This is a genomic window from Sphingomonas sp. NFR15, assembly GCF_900103265.1.
In the GTDB taxonomy this organism is placed as follows: Bacteria; Pseudomonadota; Alphaproteobacteria; order Sphingomonadales; family Sphingomonadaceae; genus Sphingomonas; species Sphingomonas pollutisoli.
This window is the reverse complement of the sequence record NZ_FMWX01000002.1, coordinates 145,197-170,906: the sequence shown is the minus strand read 5'-3', so window position 1 is coordinate 170,906 and position 25,710 is coordinate 145,197. Positions and strand designations below refer to the sequence as shown.

At 68.3% G+C, this 25,710-nt stretch carries 26 protein-coding genes; 14 read left to right on the top strand and 12 right to left on the bottom strand.

From position 1 onward, the window contains the following. Positions 1-2 precede the first annotated feature (2 nt). Together cysN and cysD are read right to left on the bottom strand one after the other, a co-directional pair. On the bottom strand, positions 3-1,931 hold the full coding sequence (gene cysN / locus BLS81_RS06170) for a sulfate adenylyltransferase subunit CysN (RefSeq protein ID WP_093222166.1): 1,929 nt from the start codon (positions 1,929-1,931) through the stop codon (positions 3-5). Between the two features lie 193 nt (positions 1,932-2,124). Continuing rightward, on the bottom strand, positions 2,125-3,033 hold the full coding sequence (cysD, locus tag BLS81_RS06165; RefSeq protein WP_093222165.1) for a sulfate adenylyltransferase subunit CysD: 909 nt from the start codon (positions 3,031-3,033) through the stop codon (positions 2,125-2,127). Between the two features lie 154 nt (positions 3,034-3,187). Between cysD and BLS81_RS06160 the strand changes: the two genes are divergently transcribed. Then, positions 3,188-3,694, top strand: a complete 507-nt coding sequence (locus BLS81_RS06160; RefSeq protein ID WP_093222162.1) for a flavin reductase family protein — start codon at positions 3,188-3,190, stop codon at positions 3,692-3,694. A gap of 138 nt (positions 3,695-3,832) precedes the next feature. On the opposite strand, the gene BLS81_RS06155 is transcribed toward BLS81_RS06160, so the two are convergent. From BLS81_RS06155 to serS, 3 genes are read right to left on the bottom strand one after another with little or no spacing between them, the layout of a single operon-like run. Then, a complete protein-coding gene (locus BLS81_RS06155; protein ID WP_093222160.1) occupies positions 3,833-4,954 on the bottom strand; it encodes a M23 family metallopeptidase in 1,122 nt (373 codons plus the stop codon). Further along, positions 4,954-5,727, bottom strand: coding sequence for a 5'/3'-nucleotidase SurE (gene surE, locus BLS81_RS06150; RefSeq protein WP_093222157.1), 774 nt, complete (start codon positions 5,725-5,727; stop codon positions 4,954-4,956). The genes BLS81_RS06155 and surE overlap by 1 nt, the downstream gene beginning before the upstream one ends. A 25-nt stretch (positions 5,728-5,752) precedes the next feature. After that, a complete protein-coding gene (serS, locus tag BLS81_RS06145; protein ID WP_093222155.1) occupies positions 5,753-7,024 on the bottom strand; it encodes a serine--tRNA ligase in 1,272 nt (423 codons plus the stop codon). An 89-nt stretch (positions 7,025-7,113) separates the two neighbouring features. Between serS and BLS81_RS06140 the strand changes: the two genes are divergently transcribed. Further along, positions 7,114-7,554: a host attachment family protein gene (locus BLS81_RS06140; protein WP_093222152.1), complete on the top strand. Its 441-nt coding sequence runs from the start codon at positions 7,114-7,116 to the stop codon at positions 7,552-7,554. 57 nt (positions 7,555-7,611) lie between these two features. Here the strand turns inward: BLS81_RS06140 and BLS81_RS20695 are convergent, their stop codons facing one another. Continuing rightward, the gene (locus tag BLS81_RS20695) at positions 7,612-8,481 is read right to left on the bottom strand and encodes a PEP-CTERM sorting domain-containing protein (RefSeq protein ID WP_256326099.1); all 870 of its coding nucleotides are present in this window, start codon (positions 8,479-8,481) and stop codon (positions 7,612-7,614) included. Between the two features lie 404 nt (positions 8,482-8,885). Between BLS81_RS20695 and dksA the strand changes: the two genes are divergently transcribed. Continuing rightward, complete coding sequence (dksA, locus tag BLS81_RS06130) at positions 8,886-9,299, top strand: RNA polymerase-binding protein DksA (protein WP_176787081.1); 414 nt, start codon at positions 8,886-8,888, stop codon at positions 9,297-9,299. Positions 9,300-9,337: 38 nt separating this feature from the next. Next, entirely contained in the window at positions 9,338-9,781 is a 444-nt protein-coding gene (locus tag BLS81_RS06125; protein ID WP_256326098.1) for a PilZ domain-containing protein, read from the top strand. Between the two features lie 47 nt (positions 9,782-9,828). Here the strand turns inward: BLS81_RS06125 and BLS81_RS06120 are convergent, their stop codons facing one another. Further along, positions 9,829-9,984, bottom strand: coding sequence for a YdcH family protein (locus tag BLS81_RS06120; protein WP_093222144.1), 156 nt, complete (start codon positions 9,982-9,984; stop codon positions 9,829-9,831). 265 nt (positions 9,985-10,249) lie between these two features. Between BLS81_RS06120 and BLS81_RS06115 the strand changes: the two genes are divergently transcribed. Together BLS81_RS06115 and BLS81_RS06110 are read left to right on the top strand one after the other, a co-directional pair. Next, positions 10,250-10,447, top strand: a complete 198-nt coding sequence (locus BLS81_RS06115) for a DUF465 domain-containing protein (RefSeq protein ID WP_093222142.1) — start codon at positions 10,250-10,252, stop codon at positions 10,445-10,447. A 103-nt stretch (positions 10,448-10,550) separates the two neighbouring features. Beyond that, positions 10,551-11,012 (top strand): DUF1465 family protein, encoded by a 462-nt coding sequence (locus BLS81_RS06110; protein ID WP_093222139.1) that lies wholly within the window; start codon positions 10,551-10,553, stop codon positions 11,010-11,012. Positions 11,013-11,056: 44 nt separating this feature from the next. Here the strand turns inward: BLS81_RS06110 and BLS81_RS06105 are convergent, their stop codons facing one another. After that, complete coding sequence (locus BLS81_RS06105; protein WP_093222137.1) at positions 11,057-11,509, bottom strand: universal stress protein; 453 nt, start codon at positions 11,507-11,509, stop codon at positions 11,057-11,059. A 138-nt stretch (positions 11,510-11,647) separates the two neighbouring features. Between BLS81_RS06105 and BLS81_RS06100 the strand changes: the two genes are divergently transcribed. The 8 genes from BLS81_RS06100 (at position 11,648) to BLS81_RS06065 (ending at position 19,378) form a co-directional block, all read left to right on the top strand. After that, entirely contained in the window at positions 11,648-12,925 is a 1,278-nt protein-coding gene (locus BLS81_RS06100) for a pyruvate dehydrogenase complex dihydrolipoamide acetyltransferase (RefSeq protein WP_093222939.1), read from the top strand. A gap of 7 nt (positions 12,926-12,932) precedes the next feature. Continuing rightward, the gene (locus tag BLS81_RS06095) at positions 12,933-13,157 is read left to right on the top strand and encodes a hypothetical protein (protein ID WP_093222134.1); all 225 of its coding nucleotides are present in this window, start codon (positions 12,933-12,935) and stop codon (positions 13,155-13,157) included. Then, positions 13,150-13,578: an acyl-CoA thioesterase gene (locus tag BLS81_RS06090; RefSeq protein ID WP_093222131.1), complete on the top strand. Its 429-nt coding sequence runs from the start codon at positions 13,150-13,152 to the stop codon at positions 13,576-13,578. Before BLS81_RS06095 ends, BLS81_RS06090 begins: the two co-directional genes overlap by 8 nt. Next, positions 13,578-14,972, top strand: coding sequence for a dihydrolipoyl dehydrogenase (lpdA, locus tag BLS81_RS06085; RefSeq protein WP_093222129.1), 1,395 nt, complete (start codon positions 13,578-13,580; stop codon positions 14,970-14,972). Before BLS81_RS06090 ends, lpdA begins: the two co-directional genes overlap by 1 nt. Continuing rightward, the gene (locus BLS81_RS06080; protein ID WP_093222126.1) at positions 14,972-16,123 is read left to right on the top strand and encodes a S41 family peptidase; all 1,152 of its coding nucleotides are present in this window, start codon (positions 14,972-14,974) and stop codon (positions 16,121-16,123) included. The genes lpdA and BLS81_RS06080 overlap by 1 nt, the downstream gene beginning before the upstream one ends. After that, positions 16,114-17,574, top strand: a complete 1,461-nt coding sequence (locus BLS81_RS06075; RefSeq protein WP_093222124.1) for a hypothetical protein — start codon at positions 16,114-16,116, stop codon at positions 17,572-17,574. Before BLS81_RS06080 ends, BLS81_RS06075 begins: the two co-directional genes overlap by 10 nt. 9 nt (positions 17,575-17,583) lie before the next feature. After that, on the top strand, positions 17,584-18,855 hold the full coding sequence (locus tag BLS81_RS06070) for a Xaa-Pro dipeptidase (RefSeq protein ID WP_093222121.1): 1,272 nt from the start codon (positions 17,584-17,586) through the stop codon (positions 18,853-18,855). A gap of 196 nt (positions 18,856-19,051) precedes the next feature. Further along, the gene (locus tag BLS81_RS06065) at positions 19,052-19,378 is read left to right on the top strand and encodes a phasin family protein (protein ID WP_093222118.1); all 327 of its coding nucleotides are present in this window, start codon (positions 19,052-19,054) and stop codon (positions 19,376-19,378) included. Between the two features lie 118 nt (positions 19,379-19,496). Here BLS81_RS06065 and BLS81_RS06060 read toward each other — a convergent pair whose 3' ends face one another. From BLS81_RS06060 to BLS81_RS06045, 4 genes are all read right to left on the bottom strand, one after another. After that, the gene (locus BLS81_RS06060) at positions 19,497-20,999 is read right to left on the bottom strand and encodes an efflux transporter outer membrane subunit (RefSeq protein ID WP_093222115.1); all 1,503 of its coding nucleotides are present in this window, start codon (positions 20,997-20,999) and stop codon (positions 19,497-19,499) included. Beyond that, on the bottom strand, positions 20,996-24,172 hold the full coding sequence (locus BLS81_RS06055; RefSeq protein ID WP_093222112.1) for an efflux RND transporter permease subunit: 3,177 nt from the start codon (positions 24,170-24,172) through the stop codon (positions 20,996-20,998). The genes BLS81_RS06060 and BLS81_RS06055 overlap by 4 nt, the downstream gene beginning before the upstream one ends. A gap of 7 nt (positions 24,173-24,179) precedes the next feature. Further along, complete coding sequence (locus tag BLS81_RS06050; protein ID WP_093222938.1) at positions 24,180-25,391, bottom strand: efflux RND transporter periplasmic adaptor subunit; 1,212 nt, start codon at positions 25,389-25,391, stop codon at positions 24,180-24,182. Positions 25,392-25,524: 133 nt separating this feature from the next. Continuing rightward, positions 25,525-25,707, bottom strand: coding sequence for a hypothetical protein (locus BLS81_RS06045; RefSeq protein ID WP_069207285.1), 183 nt, complete (start codon positions 25,705-25,707; stop codon positions 25,525-25,527). Between the last annotated feature and the right edge of the window lie 3 nt (positions 25,708-25,710).

Here is a 25,710-nt window from a genome sequence, read left to right as displayed (position 1 = left end):
GCTCACAGGTCATGGCTCCAGATGCCGACGATCGCCTCGACGATCACGTCCGCCGCCTGATCGGCGCTGAGCTTGGTCGTGTCGATGCGGATTTCGGGGTTGAGCGGCGGCTCATAGGGGCTGTCGATGCCGGTGAAATTCTTGAGCTGACCGGCGCGTGCCTTCTTGTAGAGGCCCTTGACGTCGCGCGCCTCCGCCTCGGCGAGCGGGGTGTCGATATGCACCTCGATGAACTCGCCGGCGGGCAGCATCTGCCGCACCATGTCGCGCTCGGCGCGGAACGGCGAGATGAACGCGGTAATGACGATCAGCCCGGCGTCGGTCATCAGCTTGGCGACTTCGCCGACGCGGCGGATGTTCTCGACGCGGTCGGCATCGGTGAAGCCGAGATCCTTGTTGAGCCCGTGGCGGACATTGTCGCCGTCGAGCAGGAAGCTGTGCTTGCCGCGCGCGTACAGCTTCTTCTCGACGATATTGGCGATCGTCGACTTGCCCGACCCCGACAGCCCGGTCAGCCACACCACGCGCGGCTCCTGCCACTTCTGGCTGGCGTGCGCGGCGCGGCTGACGTCGACCGCCTGCCAGTGGATATTGTCGGCGCGGCGCAGGCTGAAGTGGATCATCCCCGCCGCGACGGTGGCGTTGGTCATCTTGTCGATCAGGATGAAGCCGCCGAGGTCGCGGTTCTGCGCATAGGGTTCGAACGCGATCGGCCGGTCGGTGGCGAGGTTGGCGACGCCGATCGCGTTGAGATCGAGCGTCTTCGCGGCGAGATGCTCCATCGTGTTGACGTTGACCTGATATTTCGGCTGCTGGAGTGTAGCCGAGACGGTCTGCGTGCCGATCTTGAGCCAATAGGGGCGGCCCGGCAGCATCTCGGCCTCGTCCATCCACACGATCGTCGCCTCGAACTGGTCGGCGACCTGCGGCGGGGCGTCGGCGGCGGCGATCACGTCGCCGCGCGAGCAATCGACCTCGTCGGCGAGCGTGAGCGTGACCGACTGGCCGGCGATCGCCTCGTCAAGATCGCCGTCCAGCGTGACGATGGCCTTGACGGTCGACGTCTTGCCCGAGGGCAGCACGCGGACCGCGTCACCCGGTCGGATCGCGCCGCTCGCGATCAGCCCGGCGAAGCCGCGGAAATCGAGGTTGGGGCGGTTGACCCATTGCACCGGCATGCGGAACGGCTTCTGCGCGTCGAGCGTGGCATCGACCGCGACGGTTTCGAGATGTTCCATCAGCGTTGGCCCGGTGTACCAGGGCGTATTGGCGCTGCGCGTGGTGATGTTGTCGCCCTTGAAGCCCGAGATCGGCATCGCGACGAAGCTTTCGATGCCGATCGAGGTGGCGAAGGCGGTGTAGTCGGCGACGATTCCGTCGAACACGCTCTGGTCGTAGCCGACCAGATCCATCTTGTTCACCGCGAGCACGATATTGCGGATGCCGATCAGGTGGGCGAGGTACGAATGCCGCCGCGTCTGGACGAGCACGCCTTTGCGCGCGTCGATCAGGATCACCGCGAGGTCGGCGGTCGAGGCGCCGGTCACCATGTTGCGGGTATATTGTTCGTGGCCCGGCGTGTCGGCGACGATGAACTTGCGCTTGTCGGTCGCGAAGAAGCGGTACGCGACGTCGATGGTGATGCCCTGCTCGCGCTCGGCGGCGAGGCCGTCGACCAGCAGCGCGAAGTCGATCTCGCCGCCCTGCGTGCCGACGCGCTTGCTGTCCGCCTCGAGCGCGGCGAGCTGATCCTCGAAGATCATCTTCGAATCGTAGAGCAGCCGCCCGATCAGCGTCGATTTGCCGTCATCGACCGAGCCGCAGGTGATGAAACGCAGCATCGTCTTATGCTGATGCGCATCGAGATACGCGTCGATATCCTCGGCGATCAGGGTGTCGGTCTGGTAGATCGGGTCTTGGGTGTCGGTCATTTCGTCTGCCCGTGAGAAGCGGGAACATCACCAGCCCGTTCGTCCTGAGCGAAGTCGAAGGACGTGCCACGGGCAGCGGCGTTTGGGGCACGTGCTTCGACTTCGGCCTCTTGGGCCGAAGCCTGTCCTGAGCGGCTGGCTTGCCAGCCAGCCGAAGGGCTCAGCACGAACGGGGATGGGGCGGGGTCGCGTATCAAAAATACCCCTCCTGCTTCTTCTTCTCCATGCTCGCGTCGCCGCCGTCCTTGTCGATCGCGCGGCCCTGGCGTTCGCTGGTGGTGGTGAGGAGCATTTCCTGGATCACCTCCGGCAGCGTCTTGGCCTCGCTCTCGACCGCGCCGGTCAGCGGATAGCAGCCGAGCGTGCGAAAGCGGATCGAGCGCTCCACCGGCACCTCGCCGGGGTTCAGCCGGAAACGATCATCGTCGACCATCAGCAGCATGCCGTCGCGCTCGACGGTCGGGCGCGGCGCGGCGAAATAGAGCGGCACGATCTCGATGTTTTCGAACTGGATGTACTGCCAGATGTCGAGCTCGGTCCAGTTCGAGATCGGGAACACGCGCATGCTTTCGCCCTTGGCCTTGCGCGCGTTGTAGAGGTGCCAGAGCTCGGGGCGCTGCGCCTTGGGGTCCCAGCGGTGCGAGGCGGTGCGGAACGAGAAGATGCGTTCCTTGGCGCGGCTCTTCTCCTCGTCGCGCCGCGCGCCACCGAACGCCGCATCGAACCCGTAGAGGTCGAGCGCCTGCTTCAGCCCCTCGGTCTTCCACATATCGGTGTGCAAGGGGCCGTGGTCGAACGGGTTAATGCCCTTCTCGCGCGCCTCGGGGTTCTGATAGACGAGCAGTTCCATGCCGGCATCGGCGGCCGCCTTGTCGCGCAGCGCGTACATGTCGCGGAACTTCCAGGTCGTATCGACGTGAAGCAGCGGGAAGGGCGGCGGCGCGGGGTAAAAAGCCTTCTTGGCGAGATGCAGCATCACCGCCGAGTCCTTGCCGACCGAATAGAGCATCACCGGCTTGTCGGCTTCCGCGACCACTTCGCGCAGGATGTGGATCGCTTCGGATTCGAGGCGTTGCAGATGGGTCAGCGATTGCACGGGCATGTCCGGATGATCGAGGGTGAGTGCCCCCAAGACGGCGCGCGGCGCCGCGCGGCAAGCGAATGATTCTAGGCCGGCCCCAATCGCAGCTAGGCGGGGTTGATTGCCGCGCGCGGAATCCGCATGCGTTGCGCCGGGATTATGCGGGGAGTCGCCGGTGAGCACGAGTTTCGATAACGCGACGTTCCGCCGCGTGCTGGGCCATTACCCCACCGGTGTCTGCGTCGTCACCGCCGCCGAGGCGGATGGCACGCCGACCGGCATGGTGGTCGGCTCGTTCACCTCGGTGTCGCTCGATCCGCCGCTGGTGGCGTTCTTCCCCGACCGCCGCTCGTCGAGCTGGCCGCGGATCGAGAAGGTCGGCAAATTCTGCGTCAACGTGCTCGCCGCCGATCAGGAGGCGCTGTGCCGACAATTCTCGACGCGCGGTGCGGACAAGTTCGCCGGCATCTCGCACCGCGCCTCCGCCAACGGCTCGCCGATCCTCGACGGGGTGGTGGCGTGGATCGACTGCAATCTCGACGCGGTTCATGAGGCGGGCGACCATTATATCGTGCTCGGCCGCGTCATCGCGCTGGAGGTGGAGGCGCCGAGCGCGCCGCTGTTGTTCTTCCAGGGGAATTACGGCGCGTTTTCGGTGTTGGAGCCGTCGTCAACGTCTTGAAGCGTCATGCCCCGTTCGTCCCGAGCGAAGTCGAGGGACATGCCCCGGGCGGACGTGCATTGTGTCTCGACTTCGCTCGACACGAACGGTTGGAGGGGGCGGCGACACTCCGCTCAGCACGAACGGGAGGGTAGGCGCTTACGATCGCGGCAATTGCCCGATCGGGTCGATCGGCGTGCGGCCCTTGCGCATTTCGAAGTGAAGCTCGGGCCGGTCGGCCAGCCCGGTATCACCCGACAGTGCGATCGTCTGGCCGCGCTTGACCGCCTGGCCGCGCTGGACGAGCAGGCGGCTGGCGTGGCCGTACACCGTGGTCCAACCGTCGCCGTGCTTGATGATGACGAGGCCGCCCAGCGTCGGCACCTCGCTGCCGGCATAAGCGACCACGCCATCGGCGGCGGCGAGGATCGGCGTGCCGATCGGCAGCGCGATCTTGATGCCGTTGAAGCGCTCGCCGCTCGCGCCGCTCGGGCCGAAGCGCGCCACGATGCGGCCCTGCGCGGGCCAGCCGAACACGCCGCGCAGCCGCGTCGGCTCGCTGATCGCCTCGGTCGGCGCGAGCACGCGGCGGGGTGACCGTGTGGGCGGGGCGGGGCGCTGGTTGCCGGCGAGCGCGGGCGCGCTGCCGGTGACGAGATCATCGACGTCGAGCCGGAACGCGGCGGCGCGCTCGGCCGCGCTGCTGAGGCCGGGGGTGGCATCGGGGATCAGCACGCGCATCCCGGCGCGCAGCGTATAGGGCTCGCTGAGGCCGTTGGCGGTGACGATCCGTGACCAGTCGATGCCGTAAGCGCGCGCGATCGCGATGCCGGTCTCGCCCGAACGGACGAGGTGGTAGCGGCCGCCGGGGATCGCCAGCCGCTGGCCGGCGCGGATCATGAACGGCGCGCTAAGCCCGTTGGCGCGCGCGATCGCCTCCGAGCCGGCGCCCGTCCGGTCCGCGACCGCGCGGAGCGTGTCGCCGGAGCGCACGACGTAGATCGTCGGGTCGATCGCCTTCGCATCGGCGCGGACCGGGCGCGCCTGCCACGCGGGCGGCGGCGCCGGGAGCGCGGCGACGCTCGCGTCGGCGCGGGGCGGTGCATCATCCTGGCCATAGGCGGGAGGCGTATCGACGGGCCGGTCAGGCGGGGTCTGGCGGGGGCGATAGCGCGTCGCGTCCGGATCGGGGGCGGCGCCTTGTGGAATGCAGGCGGCCAGCGCGGGCAGCAGAACGGCCAACGACGCCGCGTTGCGCGACCGACCCGGAAACCACCCCATCACGCGTCCTTATGGAACCTCTCGCCAAGCGTGGCGAGCGACGCGCGGTGGGTCAGGTCGAGATGCAGCGGGGTGACGGTGATGTGGCCCTGCTCGATCGCCTCGAGATCGGTGGCTTCGGCGGGCGTGTGGGGAATGCGCCCGAGCCGCAGCCAGTAATAGTCGAAACCGCGCGGATCGGTACGGCGATCGAGCTGGAGCCGCCCGTAATCGCGCAAGCCCTGCGCGACGACCCGAATGCCCTGCACCGCCTCGGCCGCGATCGGCGGGAAGTTGACGTTGACGAGCGTGCGCGGCGCGAACGGCGTGTCGATCAGCGTGCGCAACACGCGCTCGCCCCAGGCTTCCGCCGCCGCGAAGGTGACGGCGTCGCTCATACCGCTGCCCGCATAGCGCTGACTGAGCGCGATCGAGCGGATGCCGGCATGCGCGCCCTCCATCGCGGCGGCGACGGTGCCTGAATAGCTGACGTCCTCGCCGAGATTGGCGCCGCGGTTGACGCCGGACAGGATCAGGTCGGGCTTGGCGTCCTTCATGATCTCGGCGAGCGCGATCATCACCGCGTCCGTGGGCGTTCCGGTGACCGCCCAGCGCTTCTCGCCGAACGCGCGCAGCCGCACCGGCTGGGTGAGGGAGAGCGAGCGGCCCTTGCCCGATTGCTCCTCGATCGGCGCGACCACGGTGACGTCGTCGGACAAGGTGCGCGCGAGCCGTTCGAGCACGGCGAGGCCGGGTGCGTGGATGCCGTCGTCGTTGGACAGGAGGATGCGCATCAGATCCTTCCCGCGCCGGGGCGGGTCATTTGGGTTCCAAGCGGTTGAGGCCCTTGAGGTACGGCTTGAGCACCTCCGGCACCGCGACCGAGCCATCCTCCTGCTGGTAATTCTCCAGCACCGCCACCAACGTCCGCCCGACCGCGAGGCCGGAACCGTTGAGCGTATGGACGAAGCGGGTGCCCTTTTCCTCGGCGGGGCGGTAGCGCGCGTTCATGCGGCGTGCCTGGAAATCGGTGCAGGTCGAGCAGCTCGAAATCTCGCGGTAGCGACCCTGGCCGGGCAGCCAGACTTCGAGATCATAGGTGCGCGCCGCGGTGAAGCCCATGTCGCCGGTGCAAAGCTTCATGCGGCGGAAGGGCAGGCCGAGCGCAGTGAGGATGCCCTCGGCGCAGGCGGTCATCCGCTCATGCTCGGCCTCGGAGGCGTCGGGCGTGACGATCGAGACCATCTCGACCTTCTCGAACTGGTGCTGGCGGATGAAGCCGCGCGTGTCGCGCCCGGCCGCGCCCGCCTCGGAGCGGAAGCAGGCGGTGAGCGCGGCGAAGCGGAGCGGCAGTTCGGCTTCGCTGAGGATCTTGCCCGCCACGATGTTGGTCAGCGGCACCTCGGCGGTGGGGATCAGCCAGCGGCCGTCGGTGGTGCGGAACTGGTCCTCGGCGAACTTGGGAAGCTGCCCGGTGCCGAACAGCGCCTCGTCGCGCACCAGCAGCGGCGGGATGGCTTCCTCATAGCCATGTTCGCCGGTGAGCGTGTCGAGCATGAACTGGCCGAGCGCGCGGTGCAGCTTGGCGGCGTGGCCGCGCACCAGCGTGAAGCGCGCGCCCGACAGCGCCGCGCCGGCTTCGAAATCGAGCCCGAGCGCGGGGCCGATCGCGTCATGCTCCTTGGGCGCGAAGGCGAAGGCGGGCTGCGTGCCGTGGGTCGCGACCAGGAGATTGTCGTCCTCGTCGGCGCCCTGCGGCACGTCGGCGAGCGGCAGATTGGGGATGGCGGCGAGCGCGGCGGTGAGCGCTTCGCCGACCGCTTTCTCTTCCGCCTCGATCGCGGGCAAACGTTCCTTGAGCGCGGCGACCTCGGCGAGCAGGTCGGTGGGGTCGTCGCGGCGCGCCTTGGCGGCGCCGATCGCCTTCGATGCCTCGTTGCGGCGCGCCTGCGCGGCCTGCGCCTCGGTGATGAGGGCGCGGCGGGTCTCGTCGAGCGCGAGCAGATCGGCCGACACGGGGGCGACACCGCGTTTGGCGAGGGCGGCATCGAAGGCGGCGGGATCGTCACGGATCAGGCGGATGTCGTGCATAATGCGCGTGGCTATGGCCGCGCGCCCGCGCCCGCGCAACCCACTCCGGCGGGCGAGCGTTATTACCGTTCCACTGACGGAGAGCGACCATGCACATTCCGCACGATGCCGCCGTGCTCGTCCTCGACGGGCGCAAGCTGCTATGGCTGCGCAACGCGGGCAGCGACGCCGATCCCAACCTCGTCGTCGAACAGGCGCGGGAACAGTCCGACCCCCCCGACCACGAACTGAAGACGGACCTTGCCGGCGGCGCGCCGAGCGGCCCGGTGATCGGGCAGGCGACGATGGGCGAGCCAGATTACCACGAACAGCGCGAGGCGCGCTTCGCCGCTGACGCGGCCGTGCTGCTGCGCGACCGGGCGCTGGCGAACGCGTTCGAATCGCTCATCATCGTCGCGCCGCCGCGCACGCTCGGCAGCCTGCGTCAGCACTATCATCCCGAGGTGAAAGCGCGGCTGAAGGCGGAGATCCACAAGGATCTCACCGATCATCCGATTCCCGATATCGAGGCGGCGATCAGGGCCGCGTGATGCGGTGAGAATCCCGGCCTGACACGCGCCGCGCCGAGGGTGCCCGACCGAAACGGCTCATGCCTCGGCGGCGGGCTTCCTAGCGAAGCGCTTGCGCGCGACCAGCGCAGCGGCGGCGGCGCCGAACAGAAGCACCATTGGCGGCGCGGGCACCGGCGCCGGGTGGCCACCGCTGCTGCCGCCATGCCCGCCGCTGCTCCCGCCATGCCAACCGCTGCTGCCATGCCAGCCGCTGCTGCCCGGGAAGCCGTGGCTGCTCGACGCGTAGCTGCTCGATCCGCTCGACGCGCTCGACGTGGAGGTGGACCCGGAGGTGGAGGAACTGGTCGAGGTGGAGGTGGACGATCCGCCCGTCGAGGTCGAGGTGGACGAGCCACCCGTCGAGGTCGAGGTCGAGGAGCCGCCGGTCGACGTCGACGATCCGCCCGTCGAGGTGGACGAGCCGCCGGTCGACGTCGACGATCCGCCGGTCGAAGTGGAGCCGCCGCTGGTCGAGGTCGAGCCGCCGCTCGATGTCGAGGAGATGACGATCCCGCCCGAACCGCCGCTGCCGCCACCCCCGAAGAACCCGCCGCCCGCGAAGCCGCCGCCAAATCCGCCGAAGCCGCCACCGCCGCCGATCACGGTCAGACCGCCGCCGCCACCGCCGCCGCCCATCGCCGGCACGTCGGCGGGGGGCAGCGGGATCGGCGCGCCCTGGCTCGTCATGGTGACGACCGCGGGCGGGCACACCGCACGGGTCTGCGTCACGACTCGGCGAACCCGCCCGGCGGGGCGGCTCACCGTGCGGCGTACGACGCGCTTGGTCTTGTGGACATAGGCGTGGCGGACCTTCGATGTCTCGGCGACATGTACCGCGCCGCCGCCGACGATAGCGCCGCCGCATGCGCAAGCGCACAGTTTAGCCAAGGCCATCCGCACCGACATGATTTCGCTCTTTCGTTGCCGATAGGATCGTCTACCGGATATGCTTTACCCCAGCGGTTCGCCGCTCTTTGCCCAAAGTGCCGAACAAAGTGTTAAGTTCAAGGCTGTTAACCGAGTTATCGCGGTCTCAATACGGGATTCCGGGCGCGGGATGGCCGCGGATCGTGGTTAACGTACCGTCACGGTACAGATCGGGCATGAAAACGAGGGTGCCCGTGCGCTTTCATCCACCGTGGAGCCGGGTTGCTTGTGGAGCGGGAACGGCATGGCTATAGGCGCGCTCATCATGGGACAGCCGGGCGTGAAAAAAGAACGCTTTGAGCGTCATACGTCTGGCAGCGATGGGATGGCGACTGGTCTTGAATCACCTAGATGACACCACGAAATTCGACACGCCGCCGGCGATGTCGAACGACGACGACGGATATCGGCCGAGCGCGGACGAACCGTTCATGAACCCGCGCCAGCAGGCGTATTTCCGGGACAAGCTGCAGGCGTGGAAGGACGCGATCCTGCGCGAATCGGCGGGCACGCTATCGCAGCTCCAGCTCGATTCGCTGCGCGAGGCGGACCTGACCGATCGCGCGTCGAGCGAGACCGACTGGTCGATCGAGCTGCGCACGCGCGATCGGCAGCGCAAGCTGATCTCCAAGATCGACGCTGCGCTGCGCCGCATCGAGGACGGCGAATATGGCTATTGCGAAGTCACCGGCGAGCCGATTTCGCTCGGCCGGCTGGAGGCGCGGCCGATCGCGACGATGACGGTCGAGGCGCAGGAGCGCCACGAACGCAACGAGAAGGTCTCGCGCGAGGATTGAGGCGGGCCGGCGGATCGTCGGCGCGCGCGGTTAAGACGTTGGATACCGAAACCCGCTATCTCGCGGGTCCGAGTATCTTCAATCCGGCGATGGTGATGGACGAGTCCTCCAAAGATCCCCTGCGCGGCCCGGCCGGCGAGCGCGCGCGTGACGAAGGCGCGGGCGACCGTAGCGGCGCGCGTGACAGCCTGTTGGTGATGGCCGACCTGCGCGTCGGCGACATCAAGACGACGGTACGCGTGCGCAACCTGTCGGCGGGCGGATTGATGGCGGAATATCAGCAGGGTCTGGAGGTCGGCACCGAGGTAGAAGTCGACCTGCGCGGGGTCGGCGCGGTGCGCGGGCGGGTCGCCTGGTCGGCGGCGGGGCGGATCGGAATCGCGTTCGACCGGCAGATCGATCCGATGCTGGCGCGCAAGCCGGTCGGCACGGGGAGCAAGCCGAAGACGGTGGTCGCGCCCAAATACACACCGCGCGCGTGAATGCGGTTTCAAGCCCGGGCAGCGGGGCTGCCCGGGCGCGCTGATCGTTAAAGGATCGTCATTTCTTCTTTAACGCGAAGCTTTTGCTTCTTGAGCGCGGCCAACATTGCGCTATCAGGCTGCGGTCGATGCGACTCGGCGCTGATCTTCTCTTCGAGGACGGCGTGCTTGGCCTCCAAGGCCATATGGTGCGCGTTCCGCATTGAGTCTTCCTCCTTCCGAAAGGGTGGCGGGGGAGTCAATCAAGCACGCTTCCGATCAAATGTCTGCCCCCTGTGTGGCATGATTCGACGTACCGAGTAAGGAAGTGCGACGATCGGTTTTTTGGCGCTCGCGTCCGCCCGCGGTTTTGCTAGAGTTCCCGTCGCCGGCCCGTTCCCCCGCCCCAAGCCTCGGTAGATCCGTGATCGGCGGTCGGGCGGTGCGCGGGCGGGCGCGACTCAGCCGATCACCGGCGCAGGGGGACGAATGGACGGAGCGCAGATCGCCAAACGGCTCGAGGTGCTGAGGGTCGAGCATCGTGACCTCGACGCGGCGCTGGCCGCGCTGGCCGCGGGCGGTGCGGGCGATCAGATGCAGCTCGCGCGGCTCAAGAAGCGCAAGCTGCGGTTGCGCGACGAGATCGTCGCGCTCGAGGACCAGTTGATCCCCGACATCATCGCGTGACCGTGACGACCCGAAATGGGACGACCGGCGACGCGGCCGGCGCCCGCCGCGCTAACGCCGCGCGCGGGACTTGTGCCACAACGCTGAGATGAGGGGTGCCGAGATGAGGGGGGCGCTGCCGGACTCGCGGATCCATCGCCATCTGATCGACGTGCTGTACGTCGATGCGATGGTGCTGGCCGATGAGGCGCGCAGCTATTTCGACGATGGCGGGCGGGTGGACCGTGAAGCGCTGCCGCCGCTCGCGCGCGTGGCGTTCAGTTGTGAATCGCTCAAGGTGACGACACGGCTGATGCACGCGATCGCCTGGCTGCTGACCCAGCGCGCGGTCGCCGCCGGCGAGATGGCGCCGCGCGACGCGCTCGATCCCTCGCGGCGGCTCGGCCCGGCGCCGATCAGCGACGCGGCGGCGGTGGCGGACCTGCCGGCGCGGGCGCGCGCGCTGATCCAGGCGAGCGCGGACCTGTACCGGCGGGTCGGTCTGCTCGACGCGGCGCAGGCGGGCGTGGCGATGGGCGCGAGCCCGGCGCGCTCGATGCAGGAACGGCTGGCGATGGCGTTCTGACGGCGGTCTGCTGATCGCGGCTGACCGGGGGACGGATCAGGCGGTCAGCTCAGCCGGTCGATCGCCTCGGCGTCGAGTGATCCGGGAATGATCATCAGCGGGATCGGCAGCGCACCCGAATCGCCGGCGAAATGCGCGATCAGCGGGCCGGGCGAGCCGACCGGCGCCGCGCCGAGCACGAGCGCGGCGATATCGGGATTGGCGGCGATCATCTCGCGGATGATCTTCGGACCGTCTCCTTGGCGCACCGTGATCGACGGGCGCAACCCCGATTCCTCGATCAGCGCGCCCGCCGCGCCCGCGACCAGGCCCTCGGCATGGAGCCGCGCTTCCTCCTCGATCGTCGCCTGCACGCCGCCGAACGGGATGAATTCCTGCGGCTCGATCAGCGCGAGGATCTCGACGCCGCCGCCGGTCTTCACCGCGCGCCGCGCGGCGAAGCGCAAGGCGATCGCGCTTTCGGGATTGTTGTCGATCACGACGAGATAGATGCGCATGTGAAGGCCCCTCAACGCGTTAGGTGGCGCGTGCGCGCGTCGCGTGCAAGCCTGACTGCACGGATCATGGTCTTGACCGGGCCGGTTCGGGGCGCGAGAGACGCGGACGCCCCAGGATTCGATTTCAAGGACGACTTCATGCCGATCGAGATCAAGATGCCCGCGCTTTCCCCGACGATGGAGGAGGGCACGCTCGCGAAATGGCTCGTGAAGGAGGGCGACACCGTCCGGTCGGGCGATCTGCTGGCGGAGATCGAGACCGACAAGGCGACGATGGAGTTCGAAGCGGTTGACGAGGGCGTCATCGGCAAGCTGCTGGTCGCCGAGGGTTCCGAGGGCGTGAAGGTCGGCACCGTGATCGCGGTGATGGCCGGCGACGGCGAGGATGCGGCGGCAACGCCCGCACCCAAGGCCGAAGCCGCCGCGCCGAAGGAGGCCGCCAAGGCCGAGGCGGCGCCGGCACCGGCCCCCGCGCCCGCGGCGGCATCGACCCCGGCGCCCAAGGCCGCCGAGGGCGAGCGCCTGCGCGCCAGCCCGCTCGCGCGCCGCCTCGCCGCCGAGAAGAATATCGACCTCGCCGCGCTGACCGGCAGCGGCCCGAACGGTCGCATCGTCAAGGCCGATCTCGAAGGCGCCAAGCCCGCCGCGGCACCCGCCAAGGCTGAAGCCGCGGCCGCCGCCGCATCGGCTCCGGCACCCGCGCCGACCGTCGCCAACGTGCCCGACATTCCGCACACCGCCGAGAAGCTGTCGAACGTGCGCAAGGTGATCGCCCGCCGCCTGACCGAATCGAAGCAGCAGGTGCCGCACATCTACCTGACCGTCGACATCCGGCTCGATGCGCTGCTCAAGCTGCGTGGTGAGTTGAACGCCGGCCTCGCCGCGCGCGGGGTGAAGCTGTCGGTCAACGATCTGCTCATCAAGGCGCTCGGCGTCAGCCTGATGCAGGTGCCCAAGTGCAACGTGATGTACACGCCCGATCAGCTCATCAGCTTCACCCGCGCCGACGTGTCGGTCGCGGTGAGCGTGCCGGCCGGGCTCATCACGCCGATCATCAAGGGCGCCGACACCAAGGGCGTCGCGGCGATCTCGACCGAGATGAAGGATCTCGCCACCCGCGCCAAGGATGGCAAGCTCAAGCCCGAGGAGTTCCAGGGCGGCACCGCCTCGCTGTCGAACATGGGCATGATGGGCATCAAGCAGTTCGAGGCGGTCATCAACCCGCCGCAGGGCATGATCATGGCGATCGGCGCGGGCGAGCAGCGCCCGTATGTGATCGACGGTCAACTCGGCATCGCCACGGTGATGTCGGCGACCGGCAGCTTCGATCACCGCGCGATCGACGGCGCCGATGGTGCCGAGTTGATGGCGGCGTTCAAGGCGCTGGTCGAATCGCCGCTGGCGATGCTCGCGTAAGACGGTCGTGCGGCGCACGCTCGTCGAACTGATGTTCCTCGCGCTCGGGCTGGGCGTGGCGGTGGGCATCGCGTCGCTGGCGGTGTGGGCGGTGCCGGGCACCGGCCGCGCGGTCTGGACCGTCGCCTATGGGGTGATGGTGATCGACGTGCTCCTCCAGCTCCGCCCGATCCGTCGTGCGTGGCTGCTCGATCGCGCGACGGCGCAGGCCGGGGCGCGGGCCGATGGTTGAGCCCGTGCCGCCCGCCGGCGAGCCCGCGATCCGCGCGACGGCGATGTCCGCCGACAACAATCCCTATGGCACGATCTTCGTCGGCTGGTTGATGGGGCAGATGGCGCTTGCCGCCGGATCGGTCGCGTCGCGCCATAGCGGCGCGCGCGCGCCGGTGGTCGCCGCCGACGGCTTCGCCTTCACCGCGCCGGTGATGGCGGGCGATGAAGTCTCGTTCCACGCCGCGATCGTCGGCACCGGGCGCAGCTCGATGACGGTCGCGGTCGAGGTGTGGCGGCGTGATCGCCACGGCGAGGGCACCACGCGCGCCGCGCGGGGCACCTTCGTGCTCGTCGCGATGGGCGAGGACGGCGCGCCGAAGGCCCTTAACACCACGCCGACCACTTCCGATATCAAGCCGCTGCTGGAAGGAAACCTTTAGTGTCCGAATCATTCGATCTCGTAATCCTCGGCTCCGGCCCTGGCGGCTATGTCGCGGCGATCCGCGCGGCGCAGCTTGGCCTCAAGACCGCCATCGTCGAGCGTGAGCGGCTGGGCGGCATCTGCCTCAACTGGGGCTGTATCCCGACCAAGGCGCTGCTGCGCACCTCCGAAATCTATCACTATATGACGCACGCCAAGGATTATGGCCTTAGCGCGGAGAAGATCGGCTTCGATCTGGAGGCGGTGACGCAGCGCAGCCGCAAGGTGGCGGGGCAGCTCAACGCCGGCGTCAAAGGGCTGATGAAGAAGAACAAGGTGACGGTGTTCGAGGGCACCGGCACGCTGACCGCCAAGGATACGCTCGTCGTCAAGCAGGGCGACAAGGACGTCGAACTGAAGGCCAAGCACATCATCGTCGCGACCGGCGCGCGCGCGCGCGACCTGCCGTTCGCCAAGGCCGACGGCAAGCGCATCTGGACCTATCGCCACGCGATGGTGCCGCCCGAGATGCCGACCAAGCTGCTGGTGATCGGCTCGGGCGCGATCGGCGTCGAGTTCGCGAGCTTCTACAACGACATGGGCGCCGACGTGACGATCGTCGAGATGCTGCCGCGCATCCTGCCGGTGGAGGACGAGGAAGTCTCCGCGTTCATGGACAAGGCGCTGACGAAGCAGGGCATCAAGCTGCTCACCGGCACCGGCGTCGATGGGCTGGACGTCGGCGCGAACGGCGTGACCGCCAAGATCAAGGGCAAGGACGGACAGGTCACATCGACCGAGTTCAGCCATGTCATCGTCGCGATCGGCATCGTTCCCAACACCGAGAATATCGGGCTGGAGGCGCTCGGCATCGAGACCGATCGCGGCCACATCAAGGTCGATGGCTATGCGCGCACCAACGTGCCCGGCATCTATGCGATCGGCGACGTCACCGGGCCGCCGTGGCTCGCGCACAAGGCGAGCCACGAGGGCATCGTCTGCGTCGAGGCGATCGCCGGACTCAAGCCGCACAAGTTCGAAACGTGGAACATTCCGGGCTGCACCTATTCGCGCCCGCAGGTCGCGAGCGTCGGCTTGACCGAGGCCAAGGCCAAGGACGCCGGCCATGAGGTGAAGGTCGGCAAGTTCCCCTTCATCGGCAACGGCAAGGCGATCGCGCTCGGCGAGGCCGAAGGCTTCATCAAGACGGTGTTCGACGCGAAGACCGGCGAACTGCTCGGCGCGCACATGGTCGGCGCCGAGGTGACCGAGCTGATCCAGGGCTATGTCATCGCCCGCCAGCTCGAAACCACCGAGGCCGAGCTGATGGAGACGGTGTTCGCGCACCCGACGCTGAGCGAGATGATGCACGAAAGCGTGCTCGGCGCCTACGGTCGCGCGCTGCACATCTGATGCGCCCCGGCGCGGCGGCCTTGTGTGTGCTCGCCGCGCCGGTCACTCTCGGCGCGGCGACGCCGGATTTCGCTGGCGATGCGAGGGCGCTCGATGCGCTCGTCGCCGCCAATTACGCTTATCTCGATCGTTTCCCCGGTGGGAAACCGCCGATGACCCCGCAAGTCGCCGCCGCGCGCGACGCGGTCCACGATCGCGACAGCCTGCTCCATTATGCCGAGGATGTGCTGACCGCGCTCGCCGATCATCACGCGATCACCGGCGCGTCGTTCAAGGACGATTGGGCGGTGGTGCCGACCTATGCCGATCTGTGGATCGAGCGCGCCGGTGACGGCTATGTCGTCGATGCGGTGCGTCCTGACACGCCGGCCGCGCGTGCGGGTGTCATGGCGGGCGATCGGCTGGTCGCGGTCGGCGGGGTGCCGATCGCGCGGGCGCTCGCGGCATTCTGGGCGCCACTCGGCCTGGACTCGCGCGGAGAGCGCGGCGCCTATGGCGCGCGGGTGCTCGCGGCGGGGCGGCGCGACCGGCCACGGGTGCTAACCGTCGCGGGCGCGCGCGGGACGCGCACGCTGACGCTCGCCAGCCTGTACGCCACGCACACGGATCGACCGCCGCTGACCGTCACCGGCACGACGATCCGCTTCAACAATTCGCTTGGCGACCAGACCACGATCGCGGCGTTCGACGCGGCGATGGCCGCGATTCCCGGCGGCGCGCCGGTGACGATCGACCTCACCGACACGCCGAGCGGCGGCAACACCAGCGTCGCGCGTGCGGTGATGGGCTGGTTCGTGCGCGGACCCAGCGCCTATCAGGTCCACACCCTGCCCGCCGAGGAACGCGAGACCGGCGTGCCGCGCCAGTGGATCGAACAGGTACTGCCGCGCGCGGGCAAATATCATTCGGGGCCGGTTCGGGTGCGGGTCGGACGGTGGACGGGCAGCATGGGCGAGGGGATCGCGATCGGCTTCGCCGCGTTCGGCACGCCGGTGTGCGGCACGCGGATGGCGGGGCTGCGCGGTGCGGTCTATGATTTTCCGCTGCCCGCGAGCGGGCTGGTGGTGAAGCTGCCGGCCGAGCGCCTCTACACCGTCAGCGGCACGCCGCGCGAGGACTTCCAGCCGAGCCCTGACGCGCGATGTCGGTGACGGTTGCCCGGCCCGTCGCGCTCGCGGCGGCGCTGCTGTTTCTGCTCCAGATCGTGCTGTGGTGGCCGGGTGTCGCGATGTTCGACACGGTCGGCCAATATACGCAGGCGCTGAGCGGCGCATATGACGACTGGCATCCGCCGATCATGGCGCGGCTATGGGCGGCGCTCCGTCCATTCGGGCCGGGCGCGGCGCCGATGTTGCTGGTGCAGGCGGCGGCCTATTGGCTCGGCCTCGGGCTGATCGCGGCGGCTCTGGCGCGGGCGGGGCGGGCATGGGCGGGCTGGGCGGTGATCGTGCTCGGCGCGCTGCCGCTGTTCGTCGCGTGGCAATCGGTGGTGCTCAAGGACGCGCAGATGCTCGGCGCGATGCTGTCGGCGGTCGGTATCGTCGCGCGGGCGCGGTTCGCCGGGCGGGCATTGTCGATGCCCGCTCTGATCGCGGTCGTGGCGTTGCTCGGCTATGCGGCGCTGGTGCGGACCAATGCGGTGTTCGCGGTGGTGCCGCTCGGGGTAATGCTGGTGCCAGGACGGCGGCGGTGGGGGTACCGCGCCGCGACGATCGCCGGGCTGACGCTGGCGGTGCTGGCGGTGTCGCCGATCATCAACCACCGGCTGCTCGACGCCGAGCCGACCACCGTCGGCCACACGCTGCCGCTGTTCGATCTCGCCGGGATCGCGCATTTCGCCGGAGATGACGGCGTGCTGCGCCGCGACGAGCGCGCGATGATCGTCGAGAAGCATTGCTACCAGCCGTTCTTCTGGGATCCGATCGGCAGCGCGTCGCGCTGCGGCGCGATTGCCGACCGCTTCGAGGCGGTGCCCGCGAGCACGCTCGACATCGCCTGGGCGGGCGCGATCGTGCGGCATCCGATCGCCTATGCGCGGCATCGGCTGGCGCATCTCAACGCGACGACGCGCTGGCTGGTGCCTACGGTGTGGGTGAGCGCGGCGCCGCCCTCGGCATCCGAACGGAACACGGTCGGTCTCGGGTCGCCATCGAAAGCGGCGTGGCCGATCGTGGCGGCGGCGGGCTGGCTGGTGGCGTCGCCGCTCGGCTGGCCGGTTGCGTGGATCGTGGTCGCGGCGTCGGTGGTGGCGATCGTCATCGCCGGCGCACGCACGCCGGTGCGCGATTTCGCACTGGCGCTCGCCGTCTCCGCGCTCGCTTTGGAGGCGAGTTTCGCGGTGGTGAGCATCGCTTCGGACCTGCGCTATCACCTGTGGCCGATGATGGCGGCGGCGTTGGCGGCGATCCTGCTGGCGAGCGAGGGCGGGGCGCCGCGCCGGATCGCTCGTGGTTGCGGCATCGCGCTCGCGCTGGTGATCGCCGCCGGCCTGGTCGCGCGCGCCGTGCTGCCCTCGCCGCCACCGGGCTATGCGGCGATGCTCGAATGGGATGGACAGGCGGCGGCACCGGCGCGACAACCCGTTCACAGGGTTGAAAGATAGGGGGATTTGATGGTTCGCAAGATTCTTGCCGCGGCGCTGCTCGCGTCCGTGGCGACACCGGCGCTCGCCGACAGCGTCGTCATCACCGCGTCGCATCTGCTCGATGTCGCGTCGGGCAAGACGCTCGACGACCCGGTCGTGGTCATCACCGATGGGCGGATCGCCTCGGTGGTGACCGGCGCCAATGCGCGCCCGGTGATCCCCGCCGGTGCGACGCGGATCGACCTTCCCGGCAAGACGATCCTGCCCGGGCTGATCGACATGCACGTTCACCTGACGTCGCTTGCCGAGATCGGCGGCTATACTGGCCTCAAATATACCGACAGCTTCTGGCAGGCGGTCGGCGTCGCGAACGCGAAGAAGACGTTGCGGGCGGGCTTCACCTCGGTGCGCAATGTCGGATCGGCCGATTTCGATGACGTCGGCCTGCGCCAGGCGATCGACGGCGGCTGGATCGATGGCCCGCGCATGACCACCGCGACCTATGCGATCGGCGCGACCGGCGGGCATTGCGACGACAACACCTTGCCACCCTCGCTCGACCGGCAGCAGCCTTCGGTCGTCAACTCGCCCGAAGAAGCGCGCGCGAAGGTGCGCTGGCTGCACAAATATGGCGCGACCGTCATCAAGATCTGCGCGACCGGCGGCGTGTTCTCGCTCGGCGACAGCGTCGGTGGCCAGCAGCTCTCGTTCGAGGAGATGAAGGCGATCGCCGACGAGGCGCACATGCTCCACCTCAAGGTCGCCGCGCACGCGCATGGCGACGAGGGGATCAAGGCCGCGATCCTCGCCGGCATCGACACGATCGAACATTGCAGCCTCGCCTCCGACGAGGCGATCAAGCTCGCGATCCAGCATCACACGTGGTTCGACATGGATATCTACAACGACGATTATATCCTCGCCACCGGCACCAAGAACGGCACCGAGCAGCAGAGCCTCGACAAGGAGCGGATGATCGGCCTCAAGCAGCGCCAGACGTTCCAGCGGGCGGTGAAAGCCGGCGTGCCGATGCTGTTCGGCACCGACGCCGGCGTCTATCCGCACGGCGACAACGCGAAGCAGTTCGCGGTGATGGTGAAATGGGGGATGACCCCGCTTCAGGCGATCCGCGCCGCGACGCTCAGCGCCGCCGAGGCGCTCGGCACGCCGGAGGATGTCGGGCAGATCGCGGTCGGGCGCTACGGCGACATCGTCGCGGTGCAGGGCGATCCGCTCGCCGATGTGCGGGTGCTCGAACATCCTGTGGCGGTCATCAAGGGCGGCGAACGCGCGCTATAGGCGCGCCGGCGAATGCGCCGCTTTGATGAGCGCGGCGTAAAATTCCGTTGCTGTGCGGCACGGGCGTTGCCTGCGCAGGGGCGGCTCCCTATTCTCCAGGGACTTGAGCGACGCGGGGCCAAGCCCGCGCGTTCGTGGCCGCAGAGCCGACCCCGGCCGGACCGATCCGGCTGCCCGCGAGAGAAGGAGCCATTCGATGGTCGACATCAACGAATTCGCCAACAAGGCCAAGGAAGCGTTCGACGAGAAGATCGCCGATCCGGCGCGCAAGGCGCACCTCAAGTTCGTCGAGGGCGGGTCGAACCTCGGCCTGCGCATGCTCGACCAGGCCGAGTCCAACACCCGCGAGGCGTTCGCGGCGATGCGCCAGGTCGCCTCGGCGCAGGATCTGTCGCAGGTCATGAAGATCCAGGGCGACTTCATCCGTGAGCAGAGCAACCGATCGGTCAATCAGGCGCGCGAGATCGGCGAGTTGATCATGAAGTTCGGACGCGAGGTGGTGACGCCGACCAAGGAGGAGTGAGTCCTCGCTGAGCGTTACCCGGAACCACACCCGTTCGTGCTGAGCTTGTCGAAGCACGTGCCCCGCTCGCTGCGTTTCGGTTGGGGCACGCCCTTCGGCAAGCTCAGGGCGAACGGGCTTACTTTGCCGCTGGAGCCGGCCGTTTGTCGTCCGGCGCCACATCCAGCGTCGAGTCCCCGCCCAGCGTGCGGTACAAGGTCACCAGATTGGTCGCAGCGGTGAGTTGCGTGTTCACCAACGAGCGCTGCGACGAATAGAAGGACTGCTGCGCGGTGAGGCTCGCGAGATAGGTGTCGATGCCGCCGCGATAGCGCGCTTCGGACAGCCGGAAATTGTCCCGCGACGCCGCGGTCAACGCTTGCTGCGCGCGTTCCTGATCCGCGATCGTGCCGCGCCGCGCGAGCGCGTCCGAGACTTCGCGAAACGCGGTCTGGATCGATTTCTCATAGCTGGCGAGCGCGGAATCGCGCTGTGCCTGCGATTGCGCGAGACCCGCGCGGCCGGCGCCGGCGCGGAAGATCGGGTAGCTCACGCCCGGCGAGACCGAGTAATTGAACGCGCCGCCCGTGAACAGGTTCGAGAGCGCGCTCGATGCGAATCCGGCCAGCGAGGTGAGCGATACGGTCGGGAACAGCGCCGCGCGCGCCGCGCCGATCTCGGCATTGGCCGCGCGGAGTTCATATTCCGCCTGGACCACATCGGGGCGGCGCAGCAGCACGCGTGAATCGAGGCCGGCGGGGAGTTCTGCGACGGTCGTGCCGGCCTGTTCTATGCCGTCGGGCAGCAAGGCGGGATCGACCGGTGCGCCGACCAGCAGTTGCAGCGCGTTGACATCCTGCGCGAGCGCGGTGCGCTGTTCGGCGAGATCCGACAAAGCGGTTTCGAGCGTGATCTGCGCCTGCGCGAGATCGGTGCGCGGGGCGATACCGCCGCTCAGCCGCTGGCGGGTGAGCGTCACGCTCTTCCGCGCGACCTCGGCGGTCTGCTCGGCGATTCTGAGCAGGCTCTTGTCGGCCGCGTAGGTGAGCCAGCCGGTGGCGAGATCGCCGATCAGCGTGAGACGGGTCGCGCGCGCGGCGGCCTCGGTCCCGAAATAGCGGTTCTGCGCGGCTTCGCTCAGCGAGCGGATGCGGCCGAACAGATCGACCTCGAACGCGGTGATGCCGACGCTCGCGGAGAAATTGTTCGAGGTGCCGCCCGACCCGCCGAAACCGCCGTTGCCGGTGTTGCCATTGCCGATGCCGCCGTTGCCCGTGCCGCCGGTGTTGACCCCGCCCGCCGAGCTGTTCTGACGGAAGGTGTAGCCGCTGTTGGCGCCGATCGTCGGCAGCAGTTCGGCGCGCTGGATGCGGTAGGTTGCGCGGGCGATGGCGATGTTGGCGGCGGCGACGCGCAGATCGCGGTTGTTGACGAGCGCCCGGTCGATGATCGTCCGCAAGCGCGGATCGCGGAAAATGTCGCGGTAGCCGACGCTCGGCAGCGCCGCCTCGGTCTGGCGCAGATAGGCGTCCCCGGTTGGCCAGGACGCGGGCACGGGCGCTGCCGGGCGGACGTATTTGGGCGCCATCGTGCAGCCGCCGAGCGCGGCGAGCGCGAGCGCGGTGGCGATCGTGCGGGTCATGCCGCGGTCTCCGGCGGGGTGTCGTGGTGGAGGCGGTGCTGCACCGCCTTGAGCCCGTCGCGCACGCCGCGCCGCACCAGCACGAAGAACAACGGGATGTAGAAGATCGCGAGGATCGTCGCGGTCAGCATGCCGCCGATCACGGCGGTGCCGATCGCGACGCGGCTGTTCGCGCCCGCCCCGGTCGAGATCGCCAGCGGCAGCACGCCGAAGATGAACGCGAAGCTCGTCATCAGGATCGGGCGGAGCCGCAGCCGCGCGGCCTCCAGCGCGGCGTCGATGACGCGGGCGCCCTTCTTCTCGGCCTGTTCGGCGAATTCGATCATCAGGATCGCGTTCTTGGACGCGAGGCCCATCGTCGTCAGCAGCCCGATTTGCAGATAGACGTCGTTCTGCAGCCCGCGCAGCGTGACCGCGAAGATCGCGCCGACCAGCCCGAGCGGGATGACGAGCAGCACCGCCACCGGGATCGTCCAGCTTTCGTACAAAGCGGCGAGGCACAGGAACACGACGAGCAGCGAGATGCCGTAGAGGAACGGCGCCTGTCCGGTCGACAGTCGTTCCTGATAGGACAGCCCGCTCCACGCGACGCTGGTGCCGGGAAGCTGCGCGGCGAGTTCGGTCATCACGTTCATCGCGTCGCCCGAGCTTTGGCCCGGCGCGGGCTGACCCGAAATCTCGTAGGACGACAGCCCCTGGAAACGCGACAGCGAGTTTGGCGCGGTGTTCCAGCTCGTCGTGGCGAAGGATGAGAACGGCGCCATCGAGCCGGTCGCGCCGCGCACATACCAGCGCGCCATGTCTTCGGGACGCGAGCGGTACAGCGCATCGCCCTGCACATAGACACGCTTGACGCGGCCGCGATCGTTGAAGTCGTTGACGTAGGAGCCGCCCCAGGCGGTCGACAGCGTCGCGTTGACGCTCGCCTGGCTGAGCCCGAGCGCGCTCAGCTTGAGCGGATCGACATCGACCTTGAGCGTCGGCTGGTCGTCGAGCTCGGTCGGGCGCACGGCCGCGAGCCGGCCGTCGGCGCGCGCGGCGGCGAGCAATTTGTCACGCGCCGCCTTGAAATCGACGCGGCTGAGACCGCCGGTGTTCTGCAATTCGAGCGTGAAGCCGTTCGACTGGCCGAGGCCGCGCACCGCGCCGGGCTGGATCGCGTAAAATTCGACGTTGCGCAGCGCGCCGAGCGCGGCGGTGGCGCGCTGGGTGATCGCGGCGGCGCCGTTCGCGCTGCCCTTGCGTTCGGACCAATCCTTGAACGCGACGAAGCCGCGCCCCGCGTTCTGGCCGCCGCCGCCGCTGCCGCCGACACCCGCCACGGTCAGCACGCCGTCGATATTGGCCTTTTCCTGGGTGAGGAAATATTTCTCGATCTCGCGCTGGGCGAGCTTGGTGCTGTTGATCGTCGAACCCGGTGCGAGATTATATTGGAGCTGTGCGATGCCCTGGTCCTCGGTCGGCAGGAAGCCGGTGGGCAGGCGAACGAACATGATCGCCAGCAGCGCGACCACGAGCGCGTAGATCAACAGGAACAGCCATTTGCGATCGACCACGCGGATCACGGCGTTGCCGTAGCGATCGACCATCCGGTCGAAATTGCCGTTGAACCAGTCCTTCGCGCCTTGCGACCGCCTCGCGAACCAGGTGTCGTTCTTCGTTTCGGCGCGGTGTTTGAGCAAGGTCGCGGTCAGCGCCGGGGTGAGCACCAGCGCGACGATCACCGACAGCACCATCGCCGAGACGATCGTGACCGAGAATTGCTTGTAGATCACGCCCGTCGAGCCGCCGAAGAACGCCATCGGCAGGAACACCGCGGACAGCACCAGCGCGATCGCGATCAGCGCGACGGTGATCTCGTCCATCGACCGGATCGTGGCGTCGCGTGGCGAGAGCGAGGGATCTTCATCCATAAGACGCTCGACGTTCTCGACGACGACGATCGCATCGTCGACGAGCAGGCCGATCGCCAGCACGAGGCCGAACAGGGTGAGCGTGTTGATCGAGAAGCCCGCCACCGCGAAGATGCCGAACGTGCCGAGCAGCACGACCGGCACCGCGATCGTCGGGATCAACGTCGCGCGCCAGCTTTGCAGGAACACGAACATGACGACGATGACGAGGATGATCGCCTCGATCAGCGTCCAGACCACTTCCTCGACCGAAAGCTTGATGAACTTGGTCGAATCCTGCGGGAAGGCGTAGGCGAAGCCGTGCGGGAAGCCCTTCGACCGGCGTTGGATCTCGGCCTTGACCAGTTCGGCGGTGGACATCGCATCGGCGCCGGGCGCCAGGCTGATCGCCATGCCCGCGCCGGGATGGCCGTTGTAGCGGCTGACGATGCCGTAGCTTTCCGCGCCGAGTTGCACCGTACCGACATCGCGGATGCGCACCGCCGAGCCGTCGGTCTGGGTCTTGATGACGATATCGCGGAACTGCTCGGGGGTTTGCAGGCGGGTCTGCGCGGTGACGGTGGCGTCGAGCACCTGAGTCGGCGGATTGGGCGCGCCGCCGATCTCGCCCGCCGCGACCTCGGCATTCTGCGCCTGGATCGCGGAGGTGACGTCGCTCGGCATCAGGCTGTAGCTGGCGAGCTTGTCGGGGTTGAGCCAGATCCGCATCGCATATTGCGAGCCGAACACGTTGGTGTCGCCGACGCCCTTCAGACGGCCGAGCGCCTCCTGCATGTTCGAGACGAGATAGTCGGACACGTCCTCGTTGGTAACGCGGTCCGACGTGTCGTAGATCGCGATGACCATCAGGAAGTCGGGGTTGGACTTGGTGACGGTGAGGCCCTGCTGCTGCACCTGTTGCGGCAGCCGCGAGATCGCCTGCTGGACCTTGTTCTGGACCTGCACCTGCGCGATGTCCGGATCGGTGCCCTTCTGGAAGGTGGCGGTGATCGTCACCGAGCCGCGCGAGCTGGAACTCGACTGGAAATAGAGCAGGCCGTCGAGCCCGGTGAGCTGCTGCTCGATCACCTGCGTGACGCTGTTTTCCAGCGTGGCGGACGAGGCGCCGGGATAGGTTGCGCGGATGTTGACGGTCGGCGGGGCGACGTCTGGATATTGTTCGATGGGCAGCGTGTAGATCGCGCCAACGCCCGCCAGCATGATGATGATGGCGATGACCCAGGCGAAGATCGGCCGGTCGATGAAGATGCGCGAGATCACTGGCCGATCAGCCCTTCTGGCCGGGCTTCTGCGGGGCCTGGATCTTCTGCGGCGAGCCGGCGGGGACCGGCCTCACCGTGATGCCCGGCTTGGTCTTGCCGACGCCTTCGGTGATGACCTTCTCGCCCGGCTTGAGGCCGGCGGTGACGACCCAGTTGGTGCCGACGGTGCGCGTCGCGGTGATGGTGCGCAGCACGGCTTTGTCGCCGTTCAGTACGAACACGGTCGCATCGCCCTTGGCGGTGCGCGACACCGCCTGTTGCGGGATCAGGATCGCGGTGTTGTCGATCGATTGCGCGAAGCTCGCGCGCACGAACATGCCGGGCAGCAGCAGCCCCTTGGGATTGGGGAAGACCGCCCGCAGCGTCACCGTGCCGGTGGTCTGATCGACCACGACTTCGGAGAATTGCACCTTGCCGGTCATGCCGTAATCGCTGCCGTCTTCCAGCTTGAGCGTGACGGCGGCGCTGGCGGGGACTTCGCCGCCCGAGGCGAGCGCGCGGCGCAGGCGAAGCAGATCGGCGCTCGATTGCTGGATATCGACGAAGATCGGGTCGAGCCGCTGGATCGTCGCGAGCGCGTCCGCCTGCCCCGAGGTGACGAGCGTGCCGACCGTGTAGAGCGAGCGGCCGATCCGCCCGGTGATCGGCGCGGGAACGGTGGTGAAGCGCAGGTTGATGTTCGCCGTCTCGAGCGCGGCGCGTTGCTGCGCGACCGCCGCCGAGGCCTGTTTCGCGGCGGCATCGGCGTCGGTATAATCCTGTTTGGCGACGGCTTCGATCTCGGCGAGCGGCTTGTAGCGGTCGGCCTTGATCCGCGTCGAGGCGGCGGTCGCCTGCGCGCTCAGCAGATTGGCGCGCGCCTGGTTGGCGGAGGCGCGGTAGAGGCTCGGGTCGATCTGGTAGAGCGGCTGGCCCTTACGGACGAGCGCGCCTTCGGTGAAGAAGCGGCGGTAGATCACGCCCGACACCTGCGGGCGCACGTCCGAACTTTCGAAGGCCGAGGTGCGGCCGGCCAGTTCGGTGATAAGGGGCACGCTGCTGACCTTGGCGACGACATAGCCGACCTGCGGCGGACCGGCGTTGCCCCGCTTGCCGCCGGCGGCTCCGGCTCCGCCCGACCCCGAACACCCGGTGAGCGCCGCCGTGCAGAGCAGGGCGATCACGGGGGCGAGGGTGAAAGACGAAGAGAAGGCGCGGCAGGGGTGGGGAGGCGTCATCGTTTCTCCATCGCGCATTCGCCCGGAGCGCATGCGGGGGATGATCCCCCCGCACGAGACGCCGAATCCGAATACCGGGTATGACGCCTTGTGTAACCGACTTCTTTTGCGGCGCAACACGCCCGATTCGGGCTTACCGCAACTTGGCGATCGAAAGCCCGTCGGCCTTGGCGCGATCCTTGGTGGATTCCTCGCTGCGCTTGAGCGCCTTGGCGATGGCCTTTAGCGCCATGCCTTTTTTCGCGAGCGTGTGAAGCTTCTGGATCTCGTCGGTGGTCCAGGGTTGGCGGTGGCGCTCGAATCGGTCTTCACTCATGAT

Coding starts and splice junctions, on each gene's coding strand:
- BLS81_RS06070 (WP_093222121.1), top strand. CDS start 17,584: ATGGTTCGCAAGATTCTTGCCGCGGCGCTGCTCGCGTCCGTGGCGACA.
- cysN (WP_093222166.1), bottom strand. CDS start 1,931: ATGACCGACACCCAAGACCCGATCTACCAGACCGACACCCTGATCGCC.
- BLS81_RS20695 (WP_256326099.1), bottom strand. CDS start 8,481: ATGTCGGTGCGGATGGCCTTGGCTAAACTGTGCGCTTGCGCATGCGGC.
- BLS81_RS06090 (WP_093222131.1), top strand. CDS start 13,150: ATGGTTGAGCCCGTGCCGCCCGCCGGCGAGCCCGCGATCCGCGCGACG.
- serS (WP_093222155.1), bottom strand. CDS start 7,024: ATGCACGACATCCGCCTGATCCGTGACGATCCCGCCGCCTTCGATGCC.
- BLS81_RS06050 (WP_093222938.1), bottom strand. CDS start 25,391: ATGACGCCTCCCCACCCCTGCCGCGCCTTCTCTTCGTCTTTCACCCTC.
- cysD (WP_093222165.1), bottom strand. CDS start 3,033: ATGCCCGTGCAATCGCTGACCCATCTGCAACGCCTCGAATCCGAAGCG.
- surE (WP_093222157.1), bottom strand. CDS start 5,727: ATGCGCATCCTCCTGTCCAACGACGACGGCATCCACGCACCCGGCCTC.
- BLS81_RS06155 (WP_093222160.1), bottom strand. CDS start 4,954: ATGGGGTGGTTTCCGGGTCGGTCGCGCAACGCGGCGTCGTTGGCCGTT.
- BLS81_RS06115 (WP_093222142.1), top strand. CDS start 10,250: ATGGACGGAGCGCAGATCGCCAAACGGCTCGAGGTGCTGAGGGTCGAG.
- BLS81_RS06060 (WP_093222115.1), bottom strand. CDS start 20,999: ATGACCCGCACGATCGCCACCGCGCTCGCGCTCGCCGCGCTCGGCGGC.
- BLS81_RS06140 (WP_093222152.1), top strand. CDS start 7,114: ATGCACATTCCGCACGATGCCGCCGTGCTCGTCCTCGACGGGCGCAAG.
- BLS81_RS06075 (WP_093222124.1), top strand. CDS start 16,114: ATGTCGGTGACGGTTGCCCGGCCCGTCGCGCTCGCGGCGGCGCTGCTG.
- BLS81_RS06120 (WP_093222144.1), bottom strand. CDS start 9,984: ATGCGGAACGCGCACCATATGGCCTTGGAGGCCAAGCACGCCGTCCTC.
- BLS81_RS06110 (WP_093222139.1), top strand. CDS start 10,551: ATGAGGGGGGCGCTGCCGGACTCGCGGATCCATCGCCATCTGATCGAC.
- BLS81_RS06100 (WP_093222939.1), top strand. CDS start 11,648: ATGCCGATCGAGATCAAGATGCCCGCGCTTTCCCCGACGATGGAGGAG.
- BLS81_RS06065 (WP_093222118.1), top strand. CDS start 19,052: ATGGTCGACATCAACGAATTCGCCAACAAGGCCAAGGAAGCGTTCGAC.
- BLS81_RS06105 (WP_093222137.1), bottom strand. CDS start 11,509: ATGCGCATCTATCTCGTCGTGATCGACAACAATCCCGAAAGCGCGATC.
- BLS81_RS06080 (WP_093222126.1), top strand. CDS start 14,972: ATGCGCCCCGGCGCGGCGGCCTTGTGTGTGCTCGCCGCGCCGGTCACT.
- dksA (WP_176787081.1), top strand. CDS start 8,886: ATGTCGAACGACGACGACGGATATCGGCCGAGCGCGGACGAACCGTTC.
- BLS81_RS06045 (WP_069207285.1), bottom strand. CDS start 25,707: ATGAGTGAAGACCGATTCGAGCGCCACCGCCAACCCTGGACCACCGAC.